General features: G+C 48.3%; 16 protein-coding genes. 9 read left to right on the top strand and 7 right to left on the bottom strand.

Annotation, left to right across the window (positions count from 1 at the left end):
• The first annotated feature begins 105 nt into the window (after window positions 1–105).
• Window positions 106–1,080: a DUF4062 domain-containing protein gene (locus ACX1CU_RS18775; protein ID WP_459399749.1), complete on the top strand. Its 975-nt coding sequence runs from the start codon at window positions 106–108 to the stop codon at window positions 1,078–1,080.
• A gap of 157 nt (window positions 1,081–1,237) precedes the next feature.
• Here the strand turns inward: ACX1CU_RS18775 and ACX1CU_RS18770 are convergent, their stop codons facing one another.
• On the bottom strand, window positions 1,238–2,587 hold the full coding sequence (locus ACX1CU_RS18770) for a tyrosine-type recombinase/integrase (protein WP_459399748.1): 1,350 nt from the start codon (window positions 2,585–2,587) through the stop codon (window positions 1,238–1,240).
• Window positions 2,588–2,986: 399 nt separating this feature from the next.
• Between ACX1CU_RS18770 and ACX1CU_RS18765 the strand changes: the two genes are divergently transcribed.
• Together ACX1CU_RS18765 and ACX1CU_RS18760 are read left to right on the top strand one after the other, a co-directional pair.
• Window positions 2,987–3,208, top strand: a complete 222-nt coding sequence (locus ACX1CU_RS18765) for a type II toxin-antitoxin system Phd/YefM family antitoxin (RefSeq protein WP_380677638.1) — start codon at window positions 2,987–2,989, stop codon at window positions 3,206–3,208.
• On the top strand, window positions 3,205–3,579 hold the full coding sequence (locus tag ACX1CU_RS18760) for a type II toxin-antitoxin system death-on-curing family toxin (protein ID WP_459399747.1): 375 nt from the start codon (window positions 3,205–3,207) through the stop codon (window positions 3,577–3,579). Before ACX1CU_RS18765 ends, ACX1CU_RS18760 begins: the two co-directional genes overlap by 4 nt.
• Window positions 3,580–3,979: 400 nt before the next feature.
• Here the strand turns inward: ACX1CU_RS18760 and ACX1CU_RS18755 are convergent, their stop codons facing one another.
• The 4 genes from ACX1CU_RS18755 to ACX1CU_RS18740 form a co-directional block, all read right to left on the bottom strand.
• Window positions 3,980–4,663, bottom strand: coding sequence for a YdhT family protein (locus ACX1CU_RS18755; RefSeq protein WP_459399746.1), 684 nt, complete (start codon window positions 4,661–4,663; stop codon window positions 3,980–3,982).
• 768 nt (window positions 4,664–5,431) lie between these two features.
• A complete protein-coding gene (locus ACX1CU_RS18750) occupies window positions 5,432–6,604 on the bottom strand; it encodes a fimbrial protein (protein WP_459399745.1) in 1,173 nt (390 codons plus the stop codon).
• A 938-nt stretch (window positions 6,605–7,542) separates the two neighbouring features.
• Window positions 7,543–8,466: a LysR substrate-binding domain-containing protein gene (locus ACX1CU_RS18745; protein ID WP_459399744.1), complete on the bottom strand. Its 924-nt coding sequence runs from the start codon at window positions 8,464–8,466 to the stop codon at window positions 7,543–7,545.
• 227 nt (window positions 8,467–8,693) lie between these two features.
• Window positions 8,694–14,726, bottom strand: coding sequence for an Ig-like domain-containing protein (locus ACX1CU_RS18740; protein ID WP_459399743.1), 6,033 nt, complete (start codon window positions 14,724–14,726; stop codon window positions 8,694–8,696).
• Window positions 14,727–15,401: 675 nt separating this feature from the next.
• On the opposite strand from ACX1CU_RS18740, the gene ACX1CU_RS18735 reads away from it, so the two are divergent.
• From ACX1CU_RS18735 to ACX1CU_RS18710, 6 genes are all read left to right on the top strand, one after another.
• Window positions 15,402–15,899 (top strand): CS1 type fimbrial major subunit, encoded by a 498-nt coding sequence (locus ACX1CU_RS18735; RefSeq protein WP_459399742.1) that lies wholly within the window; start codon window positions 15,402–15,404, stop codon window positions 15,897–15,899.
• A gap of 235 nt (window positions 15,900–16,134) precedes the next feature.
• On the top strand, window positions 16,135–18,387 hold the full coding sequence (locus ACX1CU_RS18730; protein WP_459399741.1) for a TcfC E-set like domain-containing protein: 2,253 nt from the start codon (window positions 16,135–16,137) through the stop codon (window positions 18,385–18,387).
• A 56-nt stretch (window positions 18,388–18,443) separates the two neighbouring features.
• Window positions 18,444–19,124: a pilus assembly protein gene (locus ACX1CU_RS18725; protein WP_459402859.1), complete on the top strand. Its 681-nt coding sequence runs from the start codon at window positions 18,444–18,446 to the stop codon at window positions 19,122–19,124.
• Entirely contained in the window at window positions 19,093–19,764 is a 672-nt protein-coding gene (locus tag ACX1CU_RS18720) for a fimbrial biogenesis chaperone (RefSeq protein ID WP_459399740.1), read from the top strand. The genes ACX1CU_RS18725 and ACX1CU_RS18720 overlap by 32 nt, the downstream gene beginning before the upstream one ends.
• A 26-nt stretch (window positions 19,765–19,790) precedes the next feature.
• Window positions 19,791–20,312 (top strand): fimbrial protein, encoded by a 522-nt coding sequence (locus ACX1CU_RS18715; protein WP_459399739.1) that lies wholly within the window; start codon window positions 19,791–19,793, stop codon window positions 20,310–20,312.
• A gap of 811 nt (window positions 20,313–21,123) precedes the next feature.
• The gene (locus ACX1CU_RS18710) at window positions 21,124–21,579 is read left to right on the top strand and encodes a hypothetical protein (RefSeq protein WP_459399738.1); all 456 of its coding nucleotides are present in this window, start codon (window positions 21,124–21,126) and stop codon (window positions 21,577–21,579) included.
• A 253-nt stretch (window positions 21,580–21,832) separates the two neighbouring features.
• Here the strand turns inward: ACX1CU_RS18710 and ACX1CU_RS18705 are convergent, their stop codons facing one another.
• Together ACX1CU_RS18705 and ACX1CU_RS18700 are read right to left on the bottom strand one after the other, a co-directional pair.
• Window positions 21,833–22,786, bottom strand: a complete 954-nt coding sequence (locus ACX1CU_RS18705; protein WP_459399737.1) for a LysR substrate-binding domain-containing protein — start codon at window positions 22,784–22,786, stop codon at window positions 21,833–21,835.
• 318 nt (window positions 22,787–23,104) lie between these two features.
• Window positions 23,105–23,743 (bottom strand): helix-turn-helix transcriptional regulator, encoded by a 639-nt coding sequence (locus ACX1CU_RS18700; RefSeq protein WP_459399736.1) that lies wholly within the window; start codon window positions 23,741–23,743, stop codon window positions 23,105–23,107.
• Between the last annotated feature and the right edge of the window lie 227 nt (window positions 23,744–23,970).

Below are 23,970 nucleotides of genomic sequence, written 5' to 3'. Positions count from 1 at the left end.
TTTTGGCTCCATTTTTTGTGTGCGCTAGCAGCGTTGTTGTAATCTTCTGCTAAGATAACGTCACTTTATAGTGACTACCTCCATGCTGATTGGGACAAGGATTAAGTGGATAAAAGATATCAAGTATTCGTTAGCTCTACCTTCACTGACCTTGAGGATGAGAGAAAACATGTGATCCAGACGTTGATGGAAATGGATTGTATTCCTGCAGGGATGGAGCTATTCCCTGCAATTGACGAAGAACAGTGGGAATTTATCAAGCGTATAATTGATGACTGCGATTATTATCTTTTGATAATTGGTGGACGCTATGGAACAGTCGCTGATGATGGGTTAAGTTATACAGAAAAAGAATTCGACTATGCTGTATCTAAAGGGCTGAAAGTAACAGTGTTGGTACATGAAAACCCTGGTCAGCTGTCAGTAGATAAGTCAGAATTAAATCCAGAGTCACGAGAGAAGCTTACTAAGTTTATAGCGAAAGCTTCTGACGGTCGGTTACGTAAAACATGGGCTAGTGTAAAAGACTTACCTGGATTGGTTGCCCTCAGCATGACTAAAACTATTAAGACATACCCTGCTGTAGGATGGGTTAGGGCTAATAAAATAACAAATGAAATGGCACTAAGTGAGCTTAATGAATTAAGAAAGCGTAACGAGGATCTTTTGGCTAAAATAGAGGTGCTTGAAGGGAAATCTTCTTTTACCCCACCTGAAGATATAGCTGACTTTGAATCTTATTTCGATGTTAATTATAGTTCGCATTCATATGATATTTCTCGTGGTTATATTAGTAGTGGTAATTTATCAATAAGCCTGCGGTGGGATAAGTTATTTTCTGCAATATCTCCATTTGTTATTGGAGGGGCTACTGATGGAGATATTGCTAAAGTGCTTTCAGAGTACATAGTTAAGATTAAGCCAAGCAATTATGATGATACTAATGTTGATCTTCATGATGTAAAGACAATTTATATACAGTTTAAAGTCTTGGGATTATTAGATAATGAGGCTGAGGATTGGAGGCTTTCACCTGAAGGGAATAATAGGATGCTGTTGGTGAGAACTATCAGGAAATAAAATTCACCCCTATTAAAGGAATGATATGTCGCTCAGGTAAAATAAGGCCCCGCAGGGGGTAACCTGTAGGGCTATAGCATTATTTTACCTCCTTCATGTTTTTAAACTAATCGACCGGCTTATTCAATCGGCATATCTAACGTTCTATGAAACAGATCTATTCTTTTCCAAAATATAACTCCTTAGCCGTGATATCTTCAATTTCTATAATGTCATACACCAATGCACTACAACGATCCGTGATTTCATCGAGTGATGAGAGGGGGGAGAGGGGGGGGCATATATGAACCACCCCCTCATAACTTACTAATTCTATTATCTTTCTTAATTCCTCAAACTCAGCGCCTTGGCTGTAAACTTGTTTGGCAATTGTCTTCTGAGTATGACCAACAATCGCAGCTATTCGACTATCATCAATGTTGTACCTATCCAAGCAGGTGATAAACATTCCACGTAAACTGTGGAAGCATTGTCTATCGCTTGCAGCAGGTAATACACGGTTTCTCAATCGGGTAAATTTCTGGCTAAAATAGGGGGCTATTTTACCGTCACTTCGGGTGATATTGTTTGCACTTGGCAACAGGTATTCATTGCCACGGCTCAGGTACTTCTCAATTATTCCCATAATAAATGAGTGCGCCGGAATTGTGCGGATTCCTGCCTTTGTCTTGCTTTTCACTATCTGAATAGATAACTCTGTGCCATTTCTAGAAATGTTCTCAGACTTGAGAGACACGATTTCTTCTAAACGCATCCCCTGATACAGCCCGATCAAAATAACATCCCTCAACTCATCGTCAGCCGCATTAAGCAGTCTCTTTACCTCTTCAATGCTAAACGGCTCATAATTGGTGACAGTGGATTTAGCCTCCAGTGCATAGCCCTTGAAAGGACAATCAGCCGGGATACCGTCATAGCAGCGCCTCGCGTACTCATAGACTGTCGAGAGGCTTGATAGATAGTTTTGGACTGTCTGAGATGATTTTTCTTTCTTCTGTTCTCTTATGAAGCCTGAAACCTGTGTCCTAAGCACGTCTTTCAGTGCAATGTCTGGTACACCAACCGTTTCAAGAAATAAATTAACACTCAGAAGAGTTTTAGATAGTGTCGTGAGTTCTCGTTTATCTCGATATTCCGAGAGGTATTCGTCCCTCACCGTTGCCAAGGTAATCGGAGCATGCTCAAGTTGCACGGCACTGATCAGTGGCGTAGGGAAGTTAAGCTGAATCCTGTTTGGTTGTGTACCAGTTAGAGAATGAATGGCGGCTATACCACGTTGAACGCGAATTTCTGGGGTATCAGGTTTTAACTGGTTTTTGATCTTGTTGAACTCAATAATCATGTGATCACGAAAATCACGGGCCTGCATTAGGTCACGTGTACCAGTGCTCTTCCTGAATGCTCGTTTTCCATCACAGATTGCTCTCATGTATTTAGGGACGAATACTTGAAAGATCCAAACGCCGTCTTTGCTTTGATATAAATATTGGTTACCCTTGATCGCCATGATTCTGTTCCTGTATGCTCACAGCATCAGTTACAAGAAAAGTACAATGTTGAGATGTCGGAACGGCAGCTTCCCAAGCTGCATACGAGGGTTCGATTCCCTTCACCCGCTCCAAAAACACTTCTCCCTAAGTATCCTAAAGTCTACTCAAACCACTATCCACAAGCGTTTACATCAAATTTCATTATCCTGACGTCTACTAAGTTGCATTGAAATCTACTCACCGTTGGGGGTATTGAACTAACGGTACATGAAGTGGTGGCCGGTAAGTAGGTTTTACCCTGAACTGCTGGTGCGACTGTGGGAGGCTGTTTCATCATCACACTACGCCTATCTCTCTAAATTGCGTTAAGTACATTTGAAGTGTACATTTTAACTGTACATTAAATGGGAGGGATTATGATCGTTTACACATCAACACAGGCTCGCGCCAATATTTCCGCAGTTCTTGACGCTGCCACCAGCGGGGAGCCGGTTGAAATTACCCGCCGTGATGGTTCTGCCGCCATAGTGATCAGCAAGGCCGAGTTTGAGGCATATCAAAAAGCAAAGCTTGATGCCGAGTTCGACAGCCTTATGCAGCGCCACGGACGTACCGTTGAGGCTTTGACTGATAGATGAAGTGGGTTAGCGCCAGTGAAATAGTCATATTCCATGACAGAATTTTGCAGCTGTACCCCGGTGTGGCAGGTATGCCAGATGCGGGTAGGGCAGAGGCCATTATTCACCGGGTTCACAATCTTGCTCACTACGAAGGTGTGAATGATGTGTTTGACTTGGCTGCTGCCTATTGGGCTGCTATTGCGCGCGGACGTATCTTCAATGATGGCAACAAGCGAACGGCATTCTTTACCACCATGGCGTTTCTAAGGCGTAACGGTGTGCTAATCCGTGATGAGGGTAATACGCTTGAAGAACTGACCGTCCAGGCCGCTACGGGTGAACTTACCCCGATACAATTAGCGCAAAGCTTACGTGAGCTTGTCGAATGAAAAGTGTTTTTCTGGCCGGTGGGTTGTCGTCACTGACGGCCCTCCACCAGCACCACTCCCTATATGGCTAAAAATCACTCGCAATCACGGCAAGCGAGAACAAATGTGTGTAGTTTCATTTTTGTAAACTCATGAAGCACCGTATTTACTGGCTTTAAGAGCTGGCGTTCTACTCCCTTCACCGCCTAGGCGAGGGTTTTTGTTTTCTGGCTCAGTAAGTTATTGGTTTAGTGATGTTTCCAATCGATAACCCAACCTGTGGCCGTTGTAACAGTTAGTACAGGTTGGTGGTACATTATGTGCCGACTCCAAAACCCAATAAACATGGCGTATATGAAGTACGCTTCGACGTCCCCAAAGAGCTCCAATAAGGCTGCTCTGATAATGGCCGAGTACCTAATCAGATGGCAACGATATTACCGTTCTCATCCAGACGATACATCCTACCTTTTTCGATCCCATTTTCTCCTTCATAAACGACGGTGACGCGAGCGCGAATACCATCATGCCAAGCAATAGCTGCAACACCTTGCTCATTGAGGGTGAAATAACGTGGATTTTTTGCGGCGAAAATAGTCGTACCGCGCCCACCATCGGAATTAATATTATTATCGGTGCCACAGGAGAAGAGGATGTTGTTGTTACCACAGTCAATAATCTGGCTTGCATCTCCCGCTGCCATTAAAACAGAATCAGCAACATATCCTGCAGTTCTAATAGTGCCATTTGTATTGGCAGTAACGGCAATTGCATCTGTTAATGTTAAATTTTCGGCGTCAGGGAAGAAATATTCAAGCATAATAGAAGAACCAAAACCCAGTGCTGAGGTCAGCGATGCATTGCCGCCTGTAATGCACGAATTTTCGCCCGTTGTCGCTATTTTTCCGCCCATGTTGGGAAAATTAACGTCGTCGTTAGTGGAAACAACATCGTCGTATACCATTGCGTTATCGCCACAGTGTACGATATTTATCGGGCTGGATTTTCCAACGATATTCTGACCATTTTGAGAGAAAGCGACACCTCCATACAGGGTACCTGCAATCATGGTGGTGCCTTCGATAGGTGAATTAACAGTAGACATAGTATTTCCTTTTAGGTGATGGTGAATTTTGCGCTTTACTGTATGGCTAATATTCCGTAAATCCTGCCTAAACTCACGACACTTACGTTGTGCTGTGGATGGTAGTACATGTATCACCGCCCTGGCACTGCGCCACCGAGAGCGGATACAAGTGGAAGAGGCCAACACCGCGCCGCTAATAGCCTTATTCGCTCCACCAGCGCGTTTCCACGAATGCCAGACACGCCAACGCAAGCCTGGTGTATAGAAAGGATGAGGCGAGTACCGCGATATGCGCGACAGTGTGTCGGCACTGAACCAACGTGCTTTTGTTTATATATACAGAGAGAAATAGTCGGGAAGAAAAACGATTCCGGCATGAGGTATGGTAAGCGGCGAGGCTATGGCTTAAATATGTGGAATTGAACACGCAGTAATTTTTGCTGTTTTTGGTGGGAGCCCAGAAGCACGCAAAGCAGAGGTACGCAGGCTGGCACGCAGAAAAAACATGTTTTGAAGTGCTTACCGATCAATCAATAGGCAAAGCAGGGGGCGCAAAAAATTTTGGGGCATATAGAATTTGTAAAAAACATCCAATATAAACATTGTGATGTGTATATTTTTCTACTCTCTTCACCCCCAGTAAATTCAAGCCTCCCAGCGAGACCTTGTTATCTCAAGGTCCGCCAGTATCAACCAAAGAACATGACTTACAATTTATTGGTATCGTATTAGGTTTATTAAAAACCCAACGTATTAATCTTTGAAATATATCAAACCACAAGGCTATCAGTAGTAGTTAATCAAAAATACCACTTTGCCATCCGCTTTCCCTGGCGTAGGAGAAGCAGCGGTTTGAATATATCGGGCAGCCAAAGGAATACGGATCGACGAACGCCCATCTTTTGGCAGCGTTAGCTTTTTTTCGGTTGATAGATTAAACAGAGTTGGTGATTGACCGCTCTCTCCCCAACCGATCTGGATCCCCACGCCCGAAGCGGGGCCAGAAACTGTCGAATCAATGGCCATTACCCCATTGGTGGCATCTGTCACCGAGGTGGTTGGGGTTAATCTCACACCAATGCTGTTACTGGTTGAGTTGGCAACGAGCCCGGTGCCGGTAGTGTAATCGAACATCACTGTACTGTTATCAGCGTTATAAAAACCATAGAAGGCCGGGCAGTTGGTCATCGAGATTGAAGCATCGACCCAGGGAGTGGTCGCGCCCTGGCCAGTAAAGTACTGCGGTATATCGAAGCTCCCAAGATTGACACTCACATCTGGCGTGGTACAGGTCTGAGCCGATACCGTCAACTGCCCCTGAAATTGAACCCGGGTAACGGTGATAGGTAATCCAGTTGTCCCCGGATGATTCAGCGGATTAGCAATTGTCAGGCCAGCTACCGGAAGTTTCGACGCATCCAAGGTATGATTTCCTAGCGCAATATTGCCTATTTTAATCAGTGAGACATAGATAACTCTATTCACCAAGTAAGGCTTATAATGTCCACCCGTTATCGGGGACTGATAATCGTTAGGAAACTGATAGTTCGGTTGGCCAACCTTGGCCGCATCACCATTATTGCTGCGGGAGATGGCAATACCGATACCTGGAATACCGGTCTCATACACCGCACCACCGAAAGGACTGCCTGACCAACTGGAAAGCGGCATAGGTGCCTGATCGACACTCCAGACAACGTTGAACCAGATAGAATCGGGGTCAATCGTTGATGCACAATCCATCACACTGATGCCGGTTGTACCACTAATCCAACGCCCTTGATAAATTACCGTCCCGACAGGAATATCCGCCCCTGCTGAGATCGCTGCGGGGGTTAGTGGAACGATATCGATACGTGAGGAGCCACCTACTGCGGAACAGATTACCAACGCCAAGGTGCTGTTGCTGACTGCCATGAGTAACAGTAGCCCAATGGTACGCTGTATTATTCTCTTCATTCTTTTACCTCTGGCACAGTTTTGTGTGCGACTCTTTATATATCTATGTCTTCTACATGACGTTAATTGCATAAGCTGAATAATTATCATGCAGGGCCGTTACCCGTTGTTAATCGCCAATGCTGTGTGCATCATTTTTTGCCAGCTTTGACTTTTGCGTAGTTGCGGAAATTGGCACTATACAAAGGGGAAATAAATGGTTGTATCGAAGTTAATTACATATTTCCGCTTTAAAATAAGGTGTCAATAACCCTCTATTTAAGAGGTGTATTGTAGGTTTTATTTTCATCATTTCAACCTCACTACGATGATCAAATTGCCACTTTAGATAATCCGAAATTGGATTATAAATCCACAAATTCAATATTACTTAGAATAAAAGACCAGGATGATAAATTTATTTGGAATATATAAGGATATTTCGATTGGTTTTTTTTAGTAGTTATAAATGCCAAATATTTAAAGTTTAAAGTATTAATAACCATACAATGAGTTTTATAAAATAAATTCAATTGACTATAAGTAATTATGCTGTTGGTTTCTTTTGGGGTAAAGAGAGAACTTCATAGATTATGTTAGCAAATAATCATCAGTACCCAATGCTAACGAGAGTTGGTGAAGAGTTACAAGAAAATACGGGTTAAATGCGCGCTTGAAGAGTTGATCGTTTAGGCTAATACCGGTGAGCTTACCCCGATACAATTAGCGAAAAGCTTACGTAAACTTGCCGAGTGAGAAGGCTTGCCTGGTTAGCGGAGGGGGCGGCTATGATTATAGGTTAGGTCGCTTCCTTTGGTTTTAAAGTCGTAAAAACGCTTTTATTCTCAACTGACTGGAGTGATGTATTAATCCTACCAAATTTTGCTAAAAGTCTATTTTAGTACTCACTAAAACCAGTTAGATTTCAATTGGTTCATATGAAAAAATAATCTACTTTATTATTGACTCTTATCAGAGAGAAGGTTGAAGCACGCCTGGCTGACTCTATCTATCAGTTGCCTAGCTAGCGGAGTTAATCCCTGTTGTTGCCTGTAAAGCAGAATATAAAGTGCATCAGGCAGCTTCTCTTGTATTGGGATAAAGGTTATAAGATCTTTGATGTAAGAAATATCGAGAATAGCTTTGGGACCAACAAAAAAGTAATCCTTACTTAAAACCAGTTGTTCACCAATGCTCATTGAGTCACCATAAATCACGCTGTCCTTGTCCACTCTTCCTTTGGGGAAAATAAATTTCTCCAGACTTTTATAATATCCTGTTCTTGTGCTGGGGAAATACCATTTTGCCCCTTGTAGTTCGCTTAGTGAACGACAATGAGAGAGAGGATGCCCCTTTCTGGCAATAATACAAAATTCTGCTTTGATTGATTGCTCGATAGTAAACTCATTCATTGCTATTTCAGGTGATGCGATGCCGATAAAGAAATCTAATCGCCCTCGCCGGAGCGAATTCACCAACTCACAAAGTTGTCCTTCAATAATGGTAATATTAGACGTCGGATGTTCTTTTTGAAACTTATGAACCAAGGCAGGCAGTACGCTAAGCGCGGGCAGATGAGAACAACCAAGGGCGACATTGCCCTGAGATTGCTCACTCAATTGATGCAACTCATCAACGGCTCTTTCCAGATCGTTAAGTAGTGTATTAGCCCTATGTTCAAAAACACGCCCCATCTCGGTTAAAACCATACCCTGAGGCCCCCTGGCTAACAAGGTTACCCCTAATATCCGTTCTAGCTCCTGAATGCTTTTGGTCATCGCCGGCTGTGTTTTGAACAGCGCCTGTGCAGCAGTTCTGATGTTTCCATAATAGACAATCGCCTTAAAATCCCGGAGCTGATTGATTTTTGGCAGTTCTTTCATCGTTCACCACGCATTTTAAAGTAAATAACGGCTCTGGAATGAAATAAATTTAAGCTTAGATGCTGACCCGGGAAATGTAAATACACGGTTTTTTGTATCAGAGTCAGTTTGGGAATTGATAAGATAAAAGAAAGCCACCGCTTCAAGCGGTGGCTTTACTAGATATCGGAGCCTGTCCCATCAATATGTCTTAGAACAAGCCACTGTATCTGCAACGACTTTCGGTCTTAGTTATATACTATCTGCATACCAGAGATAAAAGCACCGCTCTGTCCGTTCGTTCCTGTTGAATAAACGATAATCCCGTAGATGGTATCCGATACGGTGGCGGTATAGGCCGTTCCCGTTGACGAACCAACCTTATGATCGGCACCGTCTTTCCATGTCAACATTTCCAGTAATGGATTCGGTAGCCCTGTGATTGGCACGATCGCACTGTACCCAGTAATTGATGTTACTTTGTCCAGATTGAGAACTTCGGTAGACGCCTGGCCACCTGGTCCGCCTGCAATCAGCACTCCACTTGAATAGAATCCATCGACAACTGACGCGCTCTTTAATGTCAGGGATGGATACTTTTCTTTCGGGATCAGCGTAGTGTACGCTGTCTTGGTCCCAATAATTGCACTGGTCTTGGCCACAATCACGCTCACGTCAGTTTCCGCAGTCATCCCCTCAAAGGTTACTGACAGCTTACCTGATTCACTTTCATCCGCTGATGTGACATAGCCTGAGCCATCGACGCTAATTTTCGCATTACTGCTCTTCCAAGAGCCGGTTTTGGTAATATCGACTTTTGAACCGTCTGAATACACGGCTTCTGCGGTAACGTTAGTACCGAAGTATTTAGTCAACGTAATATCTTGTCTACCCAATGCAACGCTTTTTAGCACCGTTTTAAAGCTGACAGGTACACTGTTGGATGACTGACCGTTCAGTTGAGCATTAACCGTCACAGTTTCCTGCTTAGTGTTAATGAGTCCGATTCTAGCCTGTCCATTCTCATCAATAGTGACGGTGCTGGCGCCAACAAATTTAGCACTTCCGGTGGTGGTAAAGGTCACATCCAGAGCACCAGCCTTGTCTTTGATAATGTTTCCATTCTTATCTGTCATAGTGACGATCAGATTATGAGTAGAAAGCTCGCTTGGCGTATCTTCACTTTTCTGCGTTTCAATCGTTTTACCTGCAGTATCAAGAACCAGCCCGCTGGTGGTATTGATCATTGCCGTACTGAAATCCGCTTCAAAGCTCAGTTCGGTGCTGCTGGTCACGCCGCCCACTTCTGCTTCCACTTTGACGCTGCCCGCTTGCTCGCTGGTCACCGGCAGAGAGGCAATGCCGTTCTCGTCAGTTTTCACGGTCTGCTGACGGGTTGAACCGTCCGGGTTGGTCACGGTAAAGGTGACGTCAAAGCCCGGGATCGGGTTGCCCTTGGCATCTTTCACTGGCAACTGCACGGTATTCACATCGCTGCCGTTAGCCACGGTATTACCCGCTTTACCCGACAGACCGTTTTCGTCGATGGTCGCGGTGCTGCTGTCGGCGACAAAGCTCAGTTCGGTGCTGCTGGTGACGCCGCCCACTTCTGCTTCCACTTTCACGCTGCCTGCTTGATCGCTGGTCACCGGCAGAGAGGCGATGCCGTTCTCGTCGGTTTTTACCGTTTGCTGACGGGTAGAGCCGTCCGGGTTGGTCACGGTAAAGGTGACGTCAAAGCCCGGGATCGGGTTGCCGTTGGCATCTTTCACCGGCAACTGCACGGTATTCACATCGCTGCCGTTAGCCACGGTATTACCCGCTTCTGCCGTCAGGCCGTTCTGGTCGATGGTCGCCGTGCTGCTGTCGGCCACAAAGCTCAGTTCGGTGCTGCTGGTCACGCCGCCGACGTTGGCTTCCACTTTCACACTGCCCGCTTTATCGCTGGTCACCGGCAGAGAGGCGATGCCGTTCTCGTCGGTTTTCACCGTCTGCTGACGGGTAGAGCCGTCCGGATTGGTCACGGTAAAGGTGACATCAAAGCCTGGGATCGGGTTACCGTTGGCATCTTTCACCGGCAACTGCACGGTGTTGACGTCGGTGCCATTAGCCACGGTGTTACCCGCTTCTGCGGTCAGGCCGTTCTGGTCGATGGTCGCCGTGCTGCTGTCAGCCACAAAACTCAGTTCGGTGCTGCTGGTGACGCCGCCCACTTCTGCTTCCACTTTCACACTGCCCGCTTGATCGCTGGTCACCGGCAGAGAGGCGATGCCGTTCTCGTCGGTTTTCACCGTCTGCTGACGGGTTGAGCCGTCCGGGTTGGTCACGGTAAAGGTGACGTCAAAGCCTGGGATCGGGTTGCCGTTGGCATCCTTCACCGGCAACTGCACGGTGTTGACGTCGGTGCCATTAGCCACGGTGTTACCCGCTTCTGCGGTCAGGCCGTTCTCATCGATCTTCGCCGTGCTGCTGTCGGCCACAAAGCTCAGTTCGGTGCTGCTGGTGACGCCGCCGACGTTGGCTTCCACTTTCACACTGCCTGCTTGATCGCTGGTCACTGGCAGAGAAGCGATGCCGTTCTCGTCAGTTTTCACCGTCTGCTGACGGGTTGAACCGTCCGGGTTGGTCACGGTGAAGGTGACGTCAAAGCCTGGGATCGGGTTGCCGTTGGCATCCTTCACCGGCAACTGCACGGTGTTGATATCGGTGCCGTTAGCCACAGTATTACCCGCTTCTGCGGTCAGGCCGTTCTCATCGATCTTCGCCGTGCTGCTGTCGGCCACAAAGCTCAGTTCGGTGCTGCTGGTGACGCCGCCGACGTTGGCTTCTACTTTCACACTGCCTGCTTGATCGCTGGTCACTGGCAGAGAAGCGATGCCGTTCTCGTCGGTTTTCACCGTCTGCTGACGGGTGGAGCCGTCCGGGTTGGTGACGGTAAAGGTGACGTCAAAGCCCGGGATCGGGTTGCCGTTGGCATCCTTCACCGGCAACTGCACGGTGTTGATATCGGTGCCATTGGCCAGGGTGTTACCCGCTTCTGCGGTCAGGCCGTTCTCATCGATCTTCGCCGTGCTGCTGTCGGCCACAAAGCTCAGTTCGGTGCTGCTGGTCACGCCGCCGACGTTGGCTTCCACTTTCACACTGCCCGCTTGATCGCTGGTCACTGGCAGAGAGGCGATGCCGTTCTCGTCGGTTTTCACCGTCTGCTGACGGGTTGAACCGTCCGGGTTGGTCACGGTAAAGGTGACGTCAAAGCCCGGGATCGGGTTGCCGTTAGCATCTTTTACCGGCAACTGCACGGTGTTGACGTCGGTGCCGTTGGCGGTGGTGTTACCCGCTTCTGCGGTCAGGCCGTTCTCGTCGATGGTCGCGGTGCTGCTGTCGGCCACGAAGCTCAGTTCGGTGCTGCTGGTGACGCCGCCGACTTCTGCTTCCACTTTCACGCTGCCCGCTTGCTCGCTGGTCACCGGCAGAGAGGCGATGCCGTTCTCGTCAGTGGTCACGGTCTGCTGACGGGTAGAGCCGTCCGGGTTGGTCACGGTAAAGGTGACGTCAACGCCCGGCAGTGAGTTGCCCTTGGCATCTTTCACCGGCAACTGCACGGTGTTCACGTCGGTGCCGTTGGCGGTGGTGTTACCTGCTTTACCCGACAAGCCGTTCTCGTCGATGATCGCGGTGCTGCTGTCGGCCACAAAGCTCAGTTCGGTGCTGCTGGTGACGCCGCCCACTTCTGCTTCCACTTTCACGCTGCCCGCTTGTTCGCTGGTCACCGGCAGAGAGGCAATGCCGTTCTCATCGGTGGTCACGGTCTGCTGACGAGTCGATCCGTCCGGGTTGGTCACGGTAAAGGTGACGTCAACGCCCGGCAGTGGGTTGCCCTTGGCATCTTTCACCGGCAACTGCACGGTGTTGGTGTCGGTGCCGTTGGCGGTGGTGTTACCCGCTGCCCCGGTCAGGCCGTTCTCGTCGATGGTTGCGGTGCTGCTGTCAGCGATAAAGCTCAGTTCGGTGCTGGTAGTCACGCCGCCGATGTTGGCTTCCACCTTGACGCTGCCCGCTTGCTCGCTGGTCACCGGCAGAGCGGCAATGCCGTTCTCATCGGTGGTCACGGTCTGCTGACGGGTGGAGCCGTCCGGGTTGGTGACGGTAAAGATGACGTCAAAGCCCGGCAGTGGGTTACCTTGTGCGTCTTTGACTGGCAATTGCACCAGATTCACGTCGGTGCCGTTAGCCAGGGTGTTACCTGCTTCTGCGGTCAGGCCGTTCTCATCGATCTTCGCTGTGCTGCTGTCGGCGATAAAGCTCAGTTCGGTGCTGCTGGTGACGCCGCCGACTTCTGCTTCCACTTTCACGCTGCCCGCTTGCTCGCTGGTCACCGGCAGAGAGGCGATGCCGTTCTCATCGGTGGTCACGGTCTGCTGACGGGTAGAGCCGTCCGGGTTGGTCACGGTAAAGGTGACGTCCATGCCCGGCAGTGGGTTACCGTAGGCGTCTTTCACCGGCAACTGCACGGTGTTCACATCGGTGCCGTTGGCCAGGGTGTTGCCCGCTTTGCCCGACAGACTGTTCTGGTCGATCGTTGCAGTGGTATTATCTGCCGAAAGCGTAACGGTAGCCTGTTTCACTGCTATCTCTGAACCAGAAATGTTTGCCGCGATCTTCACCTCACCCACGCTGGTGCCCGCGGTAAAGGTGGCAAGATAAACCCCTGGGCGCTCTGCGGACTCAGTAACTTTACCGATCGCATGAGGCGTTGGTTGTGCCGGAGCAGAGGCCGGGCTGATTTTGCTGGCAACTGATGGCGCCTGGAACTCACTGTCCAGCGTAATCTGCCCCGCAATACCGCTGATTGGGCGGCCGCTGCCATCTTTTAGTGACAATTCTACCTGCGTCGTTGAGCGACCATCGGCAGGCAGGCGGGCATTTTTAATCATCAGATTGGAGGTGGCCGCAACGCCAAATCCGGTGACCACGACTTGACCCTGAGCAGGTTCAGAACGGTTACCTGATTTGTCGATAACGATCACGCTAATCGGGTAGCTGTTATTGCCCAGCAGGTTATACGATGGCAATACGGCCTGCCACCCCATACCGTTGGGGACAATCTTGCCGCCGGCAGCGGTAAACCCGTCTGCTTGCCACTCAAATGAAGCAACGCCGTTCTTGCTGGTAACCGTGATCGGCAACTCAATCGTCTGGCCGGAATCACCTTGTACCAACGGTGCCATCACCACGTTCAGTAACTGTTGCTCGCGATATTGCAGAACAATTTCATTATTACGGTCAACCAGCTCGTAGCGGCTGCCTGCCAGGGTACGTTTTGCCCCCACGTTGGCCGGATCGAGCTGCTGTGACAGATCGGTGCCAAAGGAATAATTGAAGGAAAGATTGAAGCGGGTATCTTCCATCCCGCTGGTTCCCTGTTTGTGGTCAGCACCCAGAGTAATAAGTGGGATCGGGGAATAATTCACACCGAAAGTGACTGCAGCCGGATCGGACTGACGTTTATCTTTGCCAAATAAACCGACATCATCACCAAAGTACTGCTCATAAACCAGCTTGCCGCCCAACTGTGGCATGGACGGAAGATAGGCTTCTGTACGGATATCAAAGCCATTGGCGGCTTTTTCATCAAAACCGTCCAGATCGCGCGAGTTCTTCCAACCGCTGATGCCGAAATAGCCGTTGGCTGCAACGCGCAGGTAATCACGAGCATATTCACCGCCAATACCGAGGCGTGAATGATGGCCTTGCATATCCCGATCCAGGAACAGGTTATAGCCAAACATCTGCTGATCGATAAAATGACGTTGCCCTATACCCGTGTTAAGCGTGAGGCGATCGTCAATATAGCGGGTACCCAGTTGACTGAAGGTCAGCAGGCTTGGGGTGTCTTGCAGCGGTAATAGAACGTCTAACTGGCTGCCTTTCAGATTAAGTTTGTCGTCCAGGTTCAATTGGACTTTGGCCGAACCAAATTGATTCAGCCAGGTTTCTACGGCGTCATTCGCGGTGCTGGTTACAGCACCACGGGCGATAGATTCAGCCTGCTTGGTTGGATCTCCGCTGGCTAATACAGACGCCAGACGGGTTGCCGCCGTTGCAACGGCTTGTTCATCTTCAGTATGGGCTTTGTTCGCCGCCATCACTGCCGGGGTGTAGGCCAGGCTCAGCGGAAATGCCACCTGCGTGACAATATTCGTCCAGGCTAACAGGATGGATAACCGAGATTTTTTTGGTGCCTCTGGCTTACGGCGAGAGGGTAAATCATGCGTGTTCAATGCAACTACCTTATAGATAAATAGAAAAAATATATTTACAGGAGGGGCTTAGTGGTTCTGCCTTACCTGTTTTTGAGTATTGAATGAATAATTAACTTGAAGAAAAACAATGCTAACTATTGGGTTGTGTTTTCAACCTGACAATGGTGGCGATTTGTTTTTAATAAAAATGATGTTAGGGGTGGTTACCTGTAATTAAATAATAAAAATACACTGGTGAATAACTGGGGTTGAAACTGCGAGAAATTTTTTGAGAAATACATGTGAATGATTGCCTATAATAACGTCATAGAGTTACTTCTTCCTGTTCACTTGGCTACCAAATTTTCACCATTGTATGGCGTGTCTAAAAGAACGTAAATAAAGTAATTTCTATAGGTGATAACATATTCTCAAACGATAGTTTTTTTATGGGGCGGTATTAATTTAATCTATCACCAATAAAAATTAATTGGCTTGTGGTAATCATATTCTGCGGCTATATTGGCGCGCATCTGAATAGTGCTAATGAAAAGTACTCAGATAAATACGGTAAAATAGCCTAAATTGCGCCAAGCAGACTGAAAACAATCCTTTAATAAGGGTCGTTTTTACCCTGTTTGGTTTAAATAGGTAATTCAACGCGTTCCTTGATGATAAGGACGTCTGCTAATTGCAATGATAAGGAAAGTAACAATGAAAAAGATTCTTCTGTCTGTGGTCGCTACAGCGATTCTGTCTACCAGCATGGCTCAGGCGGCCGATGGCGTGAAAAAAGAAATCACCATCGTGGCCAACATTAACGATGCTATTTTTGTTTCTAAGCCAGACGGTAGCACCTGGTATGATAAAGAAGAACTGTTTGCTAAAGACTATACGCAGACTGAATTTGCTTCTAACGATCTGCCAGTGCGTGTTTATACCACCGACAATGAAGTTAACGTCTCTCTGGTTCAGCCATTGACCGTTGCTCGTGCTGATGGTGCACAGTTGTCTAACGTCGCGATCAGCTTCGCAGGTAAGCCTGTTGTTCAGGGTACTCCGCTGAAAGTGACGCAAACTACTACCGCTCCAGGTGGTTATGACAACACTTATACTCTGAAGATTAATGCCAAAGCACCAACCAATGCTGCCGGTACCACCAACGGTTCATACCAGGGTGATCTGGTCATGCTGTTCGAGCCAAAGGCTTAATTATTTTATAACGGAAAGTGCTGGATAACGCTTAATCCTGTATTGATTTTTAGGGTTATTTTCGGATAACCCTAAGTATCGTACTGTGAATGCCATCTTCTCATTTTTAATAACGAAAGTTTTTATATCTCTAGTGTTAAAAACAGGCAAGGTGCGGCTTATTAATTATTAAATAAAAAAATTAATAATTAATGGGTTACTGACCGTGTTGTTGAATCTCTACATGGAATATAAGATGGGTAGAACAATCCCAGGATGGGCGGCAGGTTTATTATTATTGACTCCGTCAGCAACCACTTATGCTGAGGAAGCTCAAATCGAATATCAGGTGCCCGCAGGCTTCTCTGAGGCCGAGCAGGACTCCTCCATGCAGTTTCTTGCAACCCTCGACAGTAAACCGTTGCCGGGGCCTATCAGTTGGTCTGCCCAAAAAAATCGTCTCTCCTTTGATGAGACCCTGTTTCGCCAAAATGGGATTTCAACCGAGCAAATAGACCTGTTGAACAAGGTACTGACACAGATCCCCTATGCGGTTTGCCCGAACGGTTGTGACTATACCGTCAACGGTCAAACCGTCTCGCTCGACAAGGTCAAGCAGTCGCTGACCATCACCGATGGCAACAAGCGTTACGTCCAGCCCCAGACCATGATGGGCTTTATCCACAACCAGTCACTGGATGTGCGTACCGCCTCTAACGAGTACCGCGCCGTTTCCGCCTTTGGTCAGGGCTACCTTGGCTTGCCTTCGCAGAGCTACGGCTACCTGAGCTGGTACTACAACGACAGCAAAAACTTTGATACCCGGACCACCGATCAGGGCGTCAGTACCTGGTATCTGCAGAAGAACTTTGCCACTACCTATCTGCGCAGTGGCCGGCAGGATAGCAGAGATAACGCAGCAGGTAGCATCAGCACCTCACTTAACCCAAGTTTCGACCAGTTTGTCACCTTGGGCAGTCAGGACAATCTGAAGCGTGACAACCAGTCCGCCGGCAAGATGGTGTTGTTCGCTACCGCAGACGGTGACTACGAGTTCTATCGCGATGGGCGGTTGATCCGCCGTGTACCTGCGGTGATTGGCCGTAACGAGATTGACTACAACCAGTTACCTGGCGGCTTTTACAGCGTAGAGGTGCGTCTGGTCAATCGTAGTGGCCAAGTGGTGAGCAGCGAGAGCCAGCAGATTGCCAACATCAACTACGGCGGCAGCACTGGCTGGTATGTCACGCTGGGTAAAGAGCTTGACAGCGAAAAGAGCCTTCTTAGCGCAGGTATCAGCTTCCAGACCAACTGGTTTGCGGCCAGCAGTGCACTGCTCAAGGGTACTGGCAACAGTTGGGTGATGGAGCATAACCTTACGCGGCCAATGCAGGTGGCAGAGGTAGAAGTGACGCCAACCGTCGGGGTGATGGCGGGGGAAAAACGCGTGGGGGGTTACGCCAGCCTGAGCGCGGGCAACCAGCAATTGGGTTACCTGACCGCTTCGCAGTACCAGAATACTGCGGTCTCTGAGTTCTACCCGGCCAGCAACAGCACCGCGTTTGGTTATAGCCGCCAGTTCGGCCCGACCCGTTTGGGCTACAACTACAGCCGCTATGCCAATAGCGAACGCCATCAGTTGCAGAGCACCTGGAATTGGCGCGGCAACGGCGTCTGGGCGGTGATCTCCACCGGCTTGCAGAAAGGGGGCTATGACAACAGCAGTAATAACTACGGGCTGTTCCTGAATACCACCATTATGTTGGACCGTAATACCGGCACCCTGAACGCTGCCTACAACAACGGCAAACTGTATACCGGTGGCAGCTACGCTCGTGAATTTGAGGACAGCACCGGTACTACCACTGCCGGTATCGACTTCAGTGACGTTGGCCGCACCAATGCGGTGGGCCTGAACGCACGCCGCAGCGGTACCCGCGGGGATGCCTCTTTGCGCGTTGGGGTAGACGACCATATTACTAGCGGCAGCTTCAACTACAACGGTATGTTCGCCGCCAGCCAGGATGGGGTTGCCTTTGGGCGTACCAGTCCAAGCGGTGCCGCCATGCTGGTTCGTACTCCAAAACTGGGTGACGCCAAATATGGCTTCAAGGTGGAAGGCAACCCGGTAGGGGGCGGTAGTACCTATGCGGTGCCATTGGCCAGCTATCAGGACGTGACCTTTGCTCAAGCACAATCGGTAGATGCGGACGTCGACATGAACATCCGACTGCCCGCCAACGTAGTACGTGCGCATCCAGGCCAGGTCTACCCGGTGGACGCCGAGGTGGAAATGAACCTGCTGTATAACGGCTTCCTGGTGGACGGCCGTGGTTTGCCGGTAAGTGGAACGGTCAGTGAGACTGGCGATATGGTCTATCCGAATGGCCTGTTCTCGCTGGCATCAACGAGGTTGATAAAAGAAATCACCGTGACCGGCAAGCTGGGGCGCTACCGCTGTGACATGACGCAGCCAAAAGATAAGCGCTACCTGTGCGTTGCAGGTTGAGAACACATCCGCTGTGAACAGCGAAGAATTGATGAGAATTAACGAGGAAAACCATGATTAAACAATTGCAGTCTGCGGTGGTAGCCAGCCTTCTGGCTCTAAGCGGTCTGGCTCACGCTGATGGCCAACTGATGGTGATGCCAGCACGCAGCACCGTTGAAGGGCAGCAAAACCGTACCGTGCAGGTCAGCAACCTGGGTGACAAGCCCCTTTACCTGAAAGTGGATCTGATGCGTGTTGAGAACCCCGGTGAAACGCCAGAGCGCAAAACGGCGATCGGTGATATCACCGTGCCGGAGATGATAGCTAACCCGGCGAAGTTGACGCTGGGGCCCGGCCAGAAACGCGATATCAATCTGGTAGCGCTGAAAGCCCCGGCCCGGGAAACGCTGTACCGGTTGTATATCGTGCCGGTGTCCAGCATCAAGGTCGTCGGTCAGGAAAGTAAGGACAAGATCAGTGCCCCGCTGACCTTTGGTGTGGCCTATGGTGTGCTGGTTCACCATCTGCCTTCTTCTGGAGCACAAACCCGAGCCTGGAGCCATCAATGCACCGCTGCCGGGCTGCAACTGATGGCTAACGGTACCGTCCATTCGCTGTTCAGGCAGTTACAAGTGACTCCGGCAGGCAGCATGTCTGCGGAACAAAAAGTGTTCCCCGGCACCCCATTGGTGTTCCCGGTGAAAACCCTGAAAGGAAACGCCGATGGCCAGCCATTTGATATCCGCTGCCAGTAAGGCCACAGGGCTACTGCTGTGTCTGCTTCCTTGGGGGGCTGCACTGGCGTTGATTGATATCAGCCCAAAAATCCTGGAGATGCAGGATCAACAAGCAAGAGTACAGGTGATTAATACCGGCGATGCACCGGAGTTTGTTGATGTCTCTCTGTTTGAGGTCAGCAACCCTGGTGTGCCTGTCGATGAGGAACAACTGATACCGCTGGGGATTAGCAAAGATCCTTATCTTTATGCCGCTCCATTTAAGCTTTCGCTGGGGCCGCGCCAGCAGAAACCTGTTCAGTTAAAGGCACTAAAACAGCCGGAAAGAGAAAAGGTGTACCGGTTGGCGGTGATTCCCCAACAAAAAGTCAGCATCAGCGGCACCCGAGACAATGTGATGCTGGTCAGCCTGGGGTTTAACGGCTTGGTGCGCCAGTTGCCAACCCGGCAGGTCGCCACTTGGCAACACCGATGCGGCGTCAGTGGGCTGGAGCTTAATGCCACTGGAACGGTGCGGGTAGAGTTCAGTGAACTGAAGTTGAATGGCCTAGCCGTGGATGATTTTAATGTTTACCCCGGTACGCCACGGCTGATAACCGGGAACACTCTGACTGGCATGGCGCAGGATAAGTCCTTTAGCCTTCAGTGCGGCAAATGAGCGCAGACAATCAAGGAATGAAGACCATGAGATTATGGCAGCAGGTAATAACAGCATTGTTGCTGCTGACAGGGAGCACGGTAAATGCTGCCGACACAGTGCTGGGCGGTGTACCCATCAACATTACTCTAACCAATCTGGTACAGATCACGGTAGAGAAACCGGGCGGAGGCTGGTACGACACATTAACGCTCAGCAACAGCGCGGGCAGCGATATTACACGCTACCAGGTGCAGGTCCCGGTTCAGGTCAGTATCCGCAATGGGCAAGACTTTATGGTATCACTGGTTAATCCGCTGGTACTGACTCATGAAACGGATACCGCGCTGACCTTCACTACCGAGCAAGTAGGGTTTGGTAGCAACGCAACCACGCAGAAACTACTAAATTCCACTCCGGTAGATTTCAGCAATCCTCCACAGGTCGGAGGCACCTCGACAGGCAGTTATTTGCTTTCGGTATCGGCACGCCAGCCTGTAGGAGTGTTAGGAAACGTTTCCGGAAGTTACGCCGGTAAACTGGTGATGATGTTTGAAGTAAAGGTCTAAAACCGTGGCCTGGTATGCTCGATAAAGGCCATAGAATTGCCCGTACTTGGAACAATGACCAAACTATCAATATTTCTAGTTTGGCTTAGTCAGCTATACACAAAATAATTTGAGTTGCTTGTAGGCGATAGAGCATAGCCAACACCCAAGCAACCTGAAGTATGGAGTGTATATAACTGAGTCAATGCGAAATTTAAAGTAAAGGTGAATAATGAGGCGCAATCTATCAAGTATGCTCTCAATGTCTTTAATACTGCTGTGTGCTAGCACTCAATTTGCGACTGCCGGTACTCTTTATCAGAATACGATCTCCAACTGCAATATGATCAGTACAGGCAAAAATCAATGGCAGGTTAGCTTTGATTACACCCGAATTATAAATTCGACGGGACCGAGCATACCTGATACTCAGTATACTATTATTGATCTTAGAGTTCCCAGCATCAATAGTCGATATATTAACCCACTACTGACTCAGGCTGTTTCGCCACCACCTATCAGTAATGTGATTATACCGAGTGATACTCGGTATACTGTTAGTGCTTCGGTAGTGCGTATTTCAAGAACGCTAGGCACTGTCCTGAATGTAGGTAGCGTCAAGTATAATATATCATCTGAAGGGAATAATGCATTCCCGACGGCTTCTGTAAATACTTATAGCCTGGGAAATGACAATTACTTATCCAGAAGTCTCTATTACTGGATTGTGCCGGGAGATCCTCCTGGGAACTGCCGAAGTTCGGGCGGTTCTAGTACTCCACCGACGCTTCCCCCCATTGACGAGCTAATCCCCGTGGAGACAGAGTTCAAGATGAGCACCGCTGTATGGGAGCTAGATACTGTTGATGTTGGGAATTTACCCGATGTGGCTAAAGCCGGGAACGGTTTGGCTGCATCGATTAAGAATGCTGCCAGCAATAATCTGTGTATCAACTATACAACTGCGGGAGTAAAGAACAAAACCTATGCGCTGAGTGTAACCAACACCTCCAATATGAAAGGTGGCCGTAATCTATTTACGCTGCAAGGTCCTGGTAGCCAGTTATTTTATAACTTACAGCTGGCCAGCAATACGGGCGTGACGGCGAACGACTACAGTTTCCCTGCTGCCAGCGCCAAATATATTACCTTGACACAGACTGCCAGTAGCGTGGCGGGGCGTAGCGAGATGTGTTGGACGCCTAAAATTAATCTGTTTAAAGACGCTTCTACCAAAGAAGGGATGCATACCGGTACAGTGAATTTTGTTATTAGCCCTAAGGCCTGATGAGATAGGCACTTCTATTTACTGTTCACACGCCCCAGTTGCTGTTTTTTTAAACATGCTGGGGTGTGTGCTGATAGTAAGCCAAGCATAACCCCTGCTCTTGGCGGTCAAGCCGAGTTTATTACGTGAGTGAAATTTTTGGTTATTAAGCAGGGCGGGAAGGGAAGCGGCGTCGCCATTATCAGGTAGGCTGTAGCAGCCAAGATAAACATTAACGCCGTCTAAAAGAATATCGCTGGAAATATGTCTGGCTTTATTTAACCGGTAAAATAGTTTCTGGTTCAACCTGATTGTACCAAGGGTAGTTCTGACATTCCCGATGCAGTTTATCTATCATGGCTCTGGCAATCATCGTTAACGGCAGGCGATGGGAGTAGATAAAACTGTAGGTCGCATCGGGCAACGGTTCCTCGATGGGTATCATGCATAACTGCTGGCTCAAATAAGGTACCTGAAGGATCTCTTTTGCGGCCACGGTCAAAAAGCCAGCGTTCATCACCATCTGTAATGTTGTCGCTGCCGTATCTCCTCTGATAATAGATTGTGCATACTGTTCCCCTTCGGGGAACAGTAGTGTATCTAGCTCGCCGTAGTAACCCATTTTCGCCGTTGGTAAATACCATTTGGCCTGTTTAAGTTGGTTCAGTGAAGTACAGTTGGCCAACGGATGCCCCTTGCGAGCCAGTATGGCAAAAGGAGTGGTGAAAAAGGGTTCTTCAATAAACTCGTTGGTTATAACACTTTCCGACGACGTTGCGCCGATAACAAAGTCTAACTTCCCAACGCGTAGCTCAGGCAAAAGGTCGGGGAGTTGGCCTTCGGTAAGATTGATGTTGACCTGCGGAAAGCGTTTTTGGAAACGCTGGACCGCCGATGGCAACATGGTAAAAAAGGGTAATGACGAACTACCTAACTCAATGGTTCCCTTTGAGGATGCGCTCAGTTGTTTGGCTTCATTGACGGCGCGCTCCAACTCTTTCAGCACCAATTGTACGCGGGGCTCAAAAAGTTTCCCTGCTTCGGTCAGCACCACTCCGCGAGGTCCGCGAACCAAAAGTGGCGTACCTAGCATTTTCTCAAGCTCATTCATTGACTGTGTCAAGGCTGGCTGGGTCTGATGCAGAGCTTTGGCGGCAGCCCGAAAGCTCCCATGCTCTATAATTGACTGGAACATTTTTAGTTGATTGGGTTTTGGCAGATTTCTCATAATTATGATATCTGTTTCTCTCTGTATTACTTGTTTTTATATTCCACTTAGGGGATATAAACCGGTTTATAGAAAAGCCGTTTAGCTATTGACATTTTTTACCGATCAAGTGTTTTCGGGAATATGTAATGGCAAAGTTAAATGGCGAGTTAGTGTGTTTTTAATATTGTGAATTTTATCTACCGTGATATAGGCTGATTGCGGTGTCGGATAATAAATTCTTAAAAATTAGTGGCGAATCATGCCCAGTATTACTCTGCAAACGCTTATCTTTGTAACCATAAGCTTGCTTTACTTGGCTGCTTTATTTTCATGCCTTTACACCATTTCAGTGATGAACGTTTCTTTTAATATATTTTTCTTTTTCAAACTCACCAGTGGGTGTAACGAACGGGCTCCCAACTTTGTCAAGGCAGCACGTTTATAATGACTGATCGTTCTGAAATCTAATTGCAATTCTTTTGCTATCTGTTTTGCAGTATCGCCGTCCAGTAACATGCGCAGAACCTGTAATTCACGTGAGGAGAGCATGATCGAGGTTATCTCCCTACCTTGCCAAGGAAAGATCAGGCTCAGCAGTTCCATTTTTAACTCATCGAGCGACATGGTATTATCCAATATGACACGGACGTTTCCTAAACCGCCAAAGTAGCACTTTAGTAAGCTCATATAAGCCATGTTCCCTATCAGTATCACCTGACTATTAGGATGCTTTTTCAGTAAATCTTGCCCAATCAATTGCAAGAGCGAGGCCAGATTTTGTTCACGATTGCTGATGGTCAGAATGACAAAGTCAACCACTGGCAACGCGTTCAAAATATTTTCACATTCAGCCAGGTTATTGGTGCTTCCCACAATATCAAGAGCGTGAGATAACTGTGTATCATTAATTAAATTTTCTAACCCTACACGCATAAAATTGCAGGGGCACTGTAGAACGACTCTTTTCTTTCTCATTACTTCCTCGTGATTTTTAGATATGATTTTTTTATCGGCTTATCGTCTTTTAAACTACACTCTCATTACTATACGTATTGCTCGAACTGACGTGAGCCGTTGACGGCTGAGTTACTTTCTTAGTGACTGGAGTAGCTGATTCCTTAAGGTGTTTTTTCCATGTCTAAAAAAGCTTGTGCAGAGCAATGGGGCACTGGATGGTCATCTTATTTTAGCTATAAGTATTC

The organism is Serratia sp. D1N4 (genome assembly GCF_054552755.1).
This window is presented reverse-complemented; position numbering and strand designations above follow the sequence as displayed.

Coding starts and splice junctions, on each gene's coding strand:
- ACX1CU_RS18770 (WP_459399748.1), bottom strand. CDS start 2,587: ATGGCGATCAAGGGTAACCAATATTTATATCAAAGCAAAGACGGCGTT.
- ACX1CU_RS18765 (WP_380677638.1), top strand. CDS start 2,987: ATGATCGTTTACACATCAACACAGGCTCGCGCCAATATTTCCGCAGTT.
- ACX1CU_RS18760 (WP_459399747.1), top strand. CDS start 3,205: ATGAAGTGGGTTAGCGCCAGTGAAATAGTCATATTCCATGACAGAATT.
- ACX1CU_RS18755 (WP_459399746.1), bottom strand. CDS start 4,663: ATGTCTACTGTTAATTCACCTATCGAAGGCACCACCATGATTGCAGGT.
- ACX1CU_RS18750 (WP_459399745.1), bottom strand. CDS start 6,604: ATGAAGAGAATAATACAGCGTACCATTGGGCTACTGTTACTCATGGCA.
- ACX1CU_RS18745 (WP_459399744.1), bottom strand. CDS start 8,466: ATGAAAGAACTGCCAAAAATCAATCAGCTCCGGGATTTTAAGGCGATT.
- ACX1CU_RS18735 (WP_459399742.1), top strand. CDS start 15,402: ATGAAAAAGATTCTTCTGTCTGTGGTCGCTACAGCGATTCTGTCTACC.
- ACX1CU_RS18730 (WP_459399741.1), top strand. CDS start 16,135: ATGGGTAGAACAATCCCAGGATGGGCGGCAGGTTTATTATTATTGACT.
- ACX1CU_RS18720 (WP_459399740.1), top strand. CDS start 19,093: ATGGCCAGCCATTTGATATCCGCTGCCAGTAAGGCCACAGGGCTACTG.
- ACX1CU_RS18715 (WP_459399739.1), top strand. CDS start 19,791: ATGAGATTATGGCAGCAGGTAATAACAGCATTGTTGCTGCTGACAGGG.
- ACX1CU_RS18710 (WP_459399738.1), top strand. CDS start 21,124: ATGAGCACCGCTGTATGGGAGCTAGATACTGTTGATGTTGGGAATTTA.
- ACX1CU_RS18705 (WP_459399737.1), bottom strand. CDS start 22,786: ATGAGAAATCTGCCAAAACCCAATCAACTAAAAATGTTCCAGTCAATT.
- ACX1CU_RS18700 (WP_459399736.1), bottom strand. CDS start 23,743: ATGAGAAAGAAAAGAGTCGTTCTACAGTGCCCCTGCAATTTTATGCGT.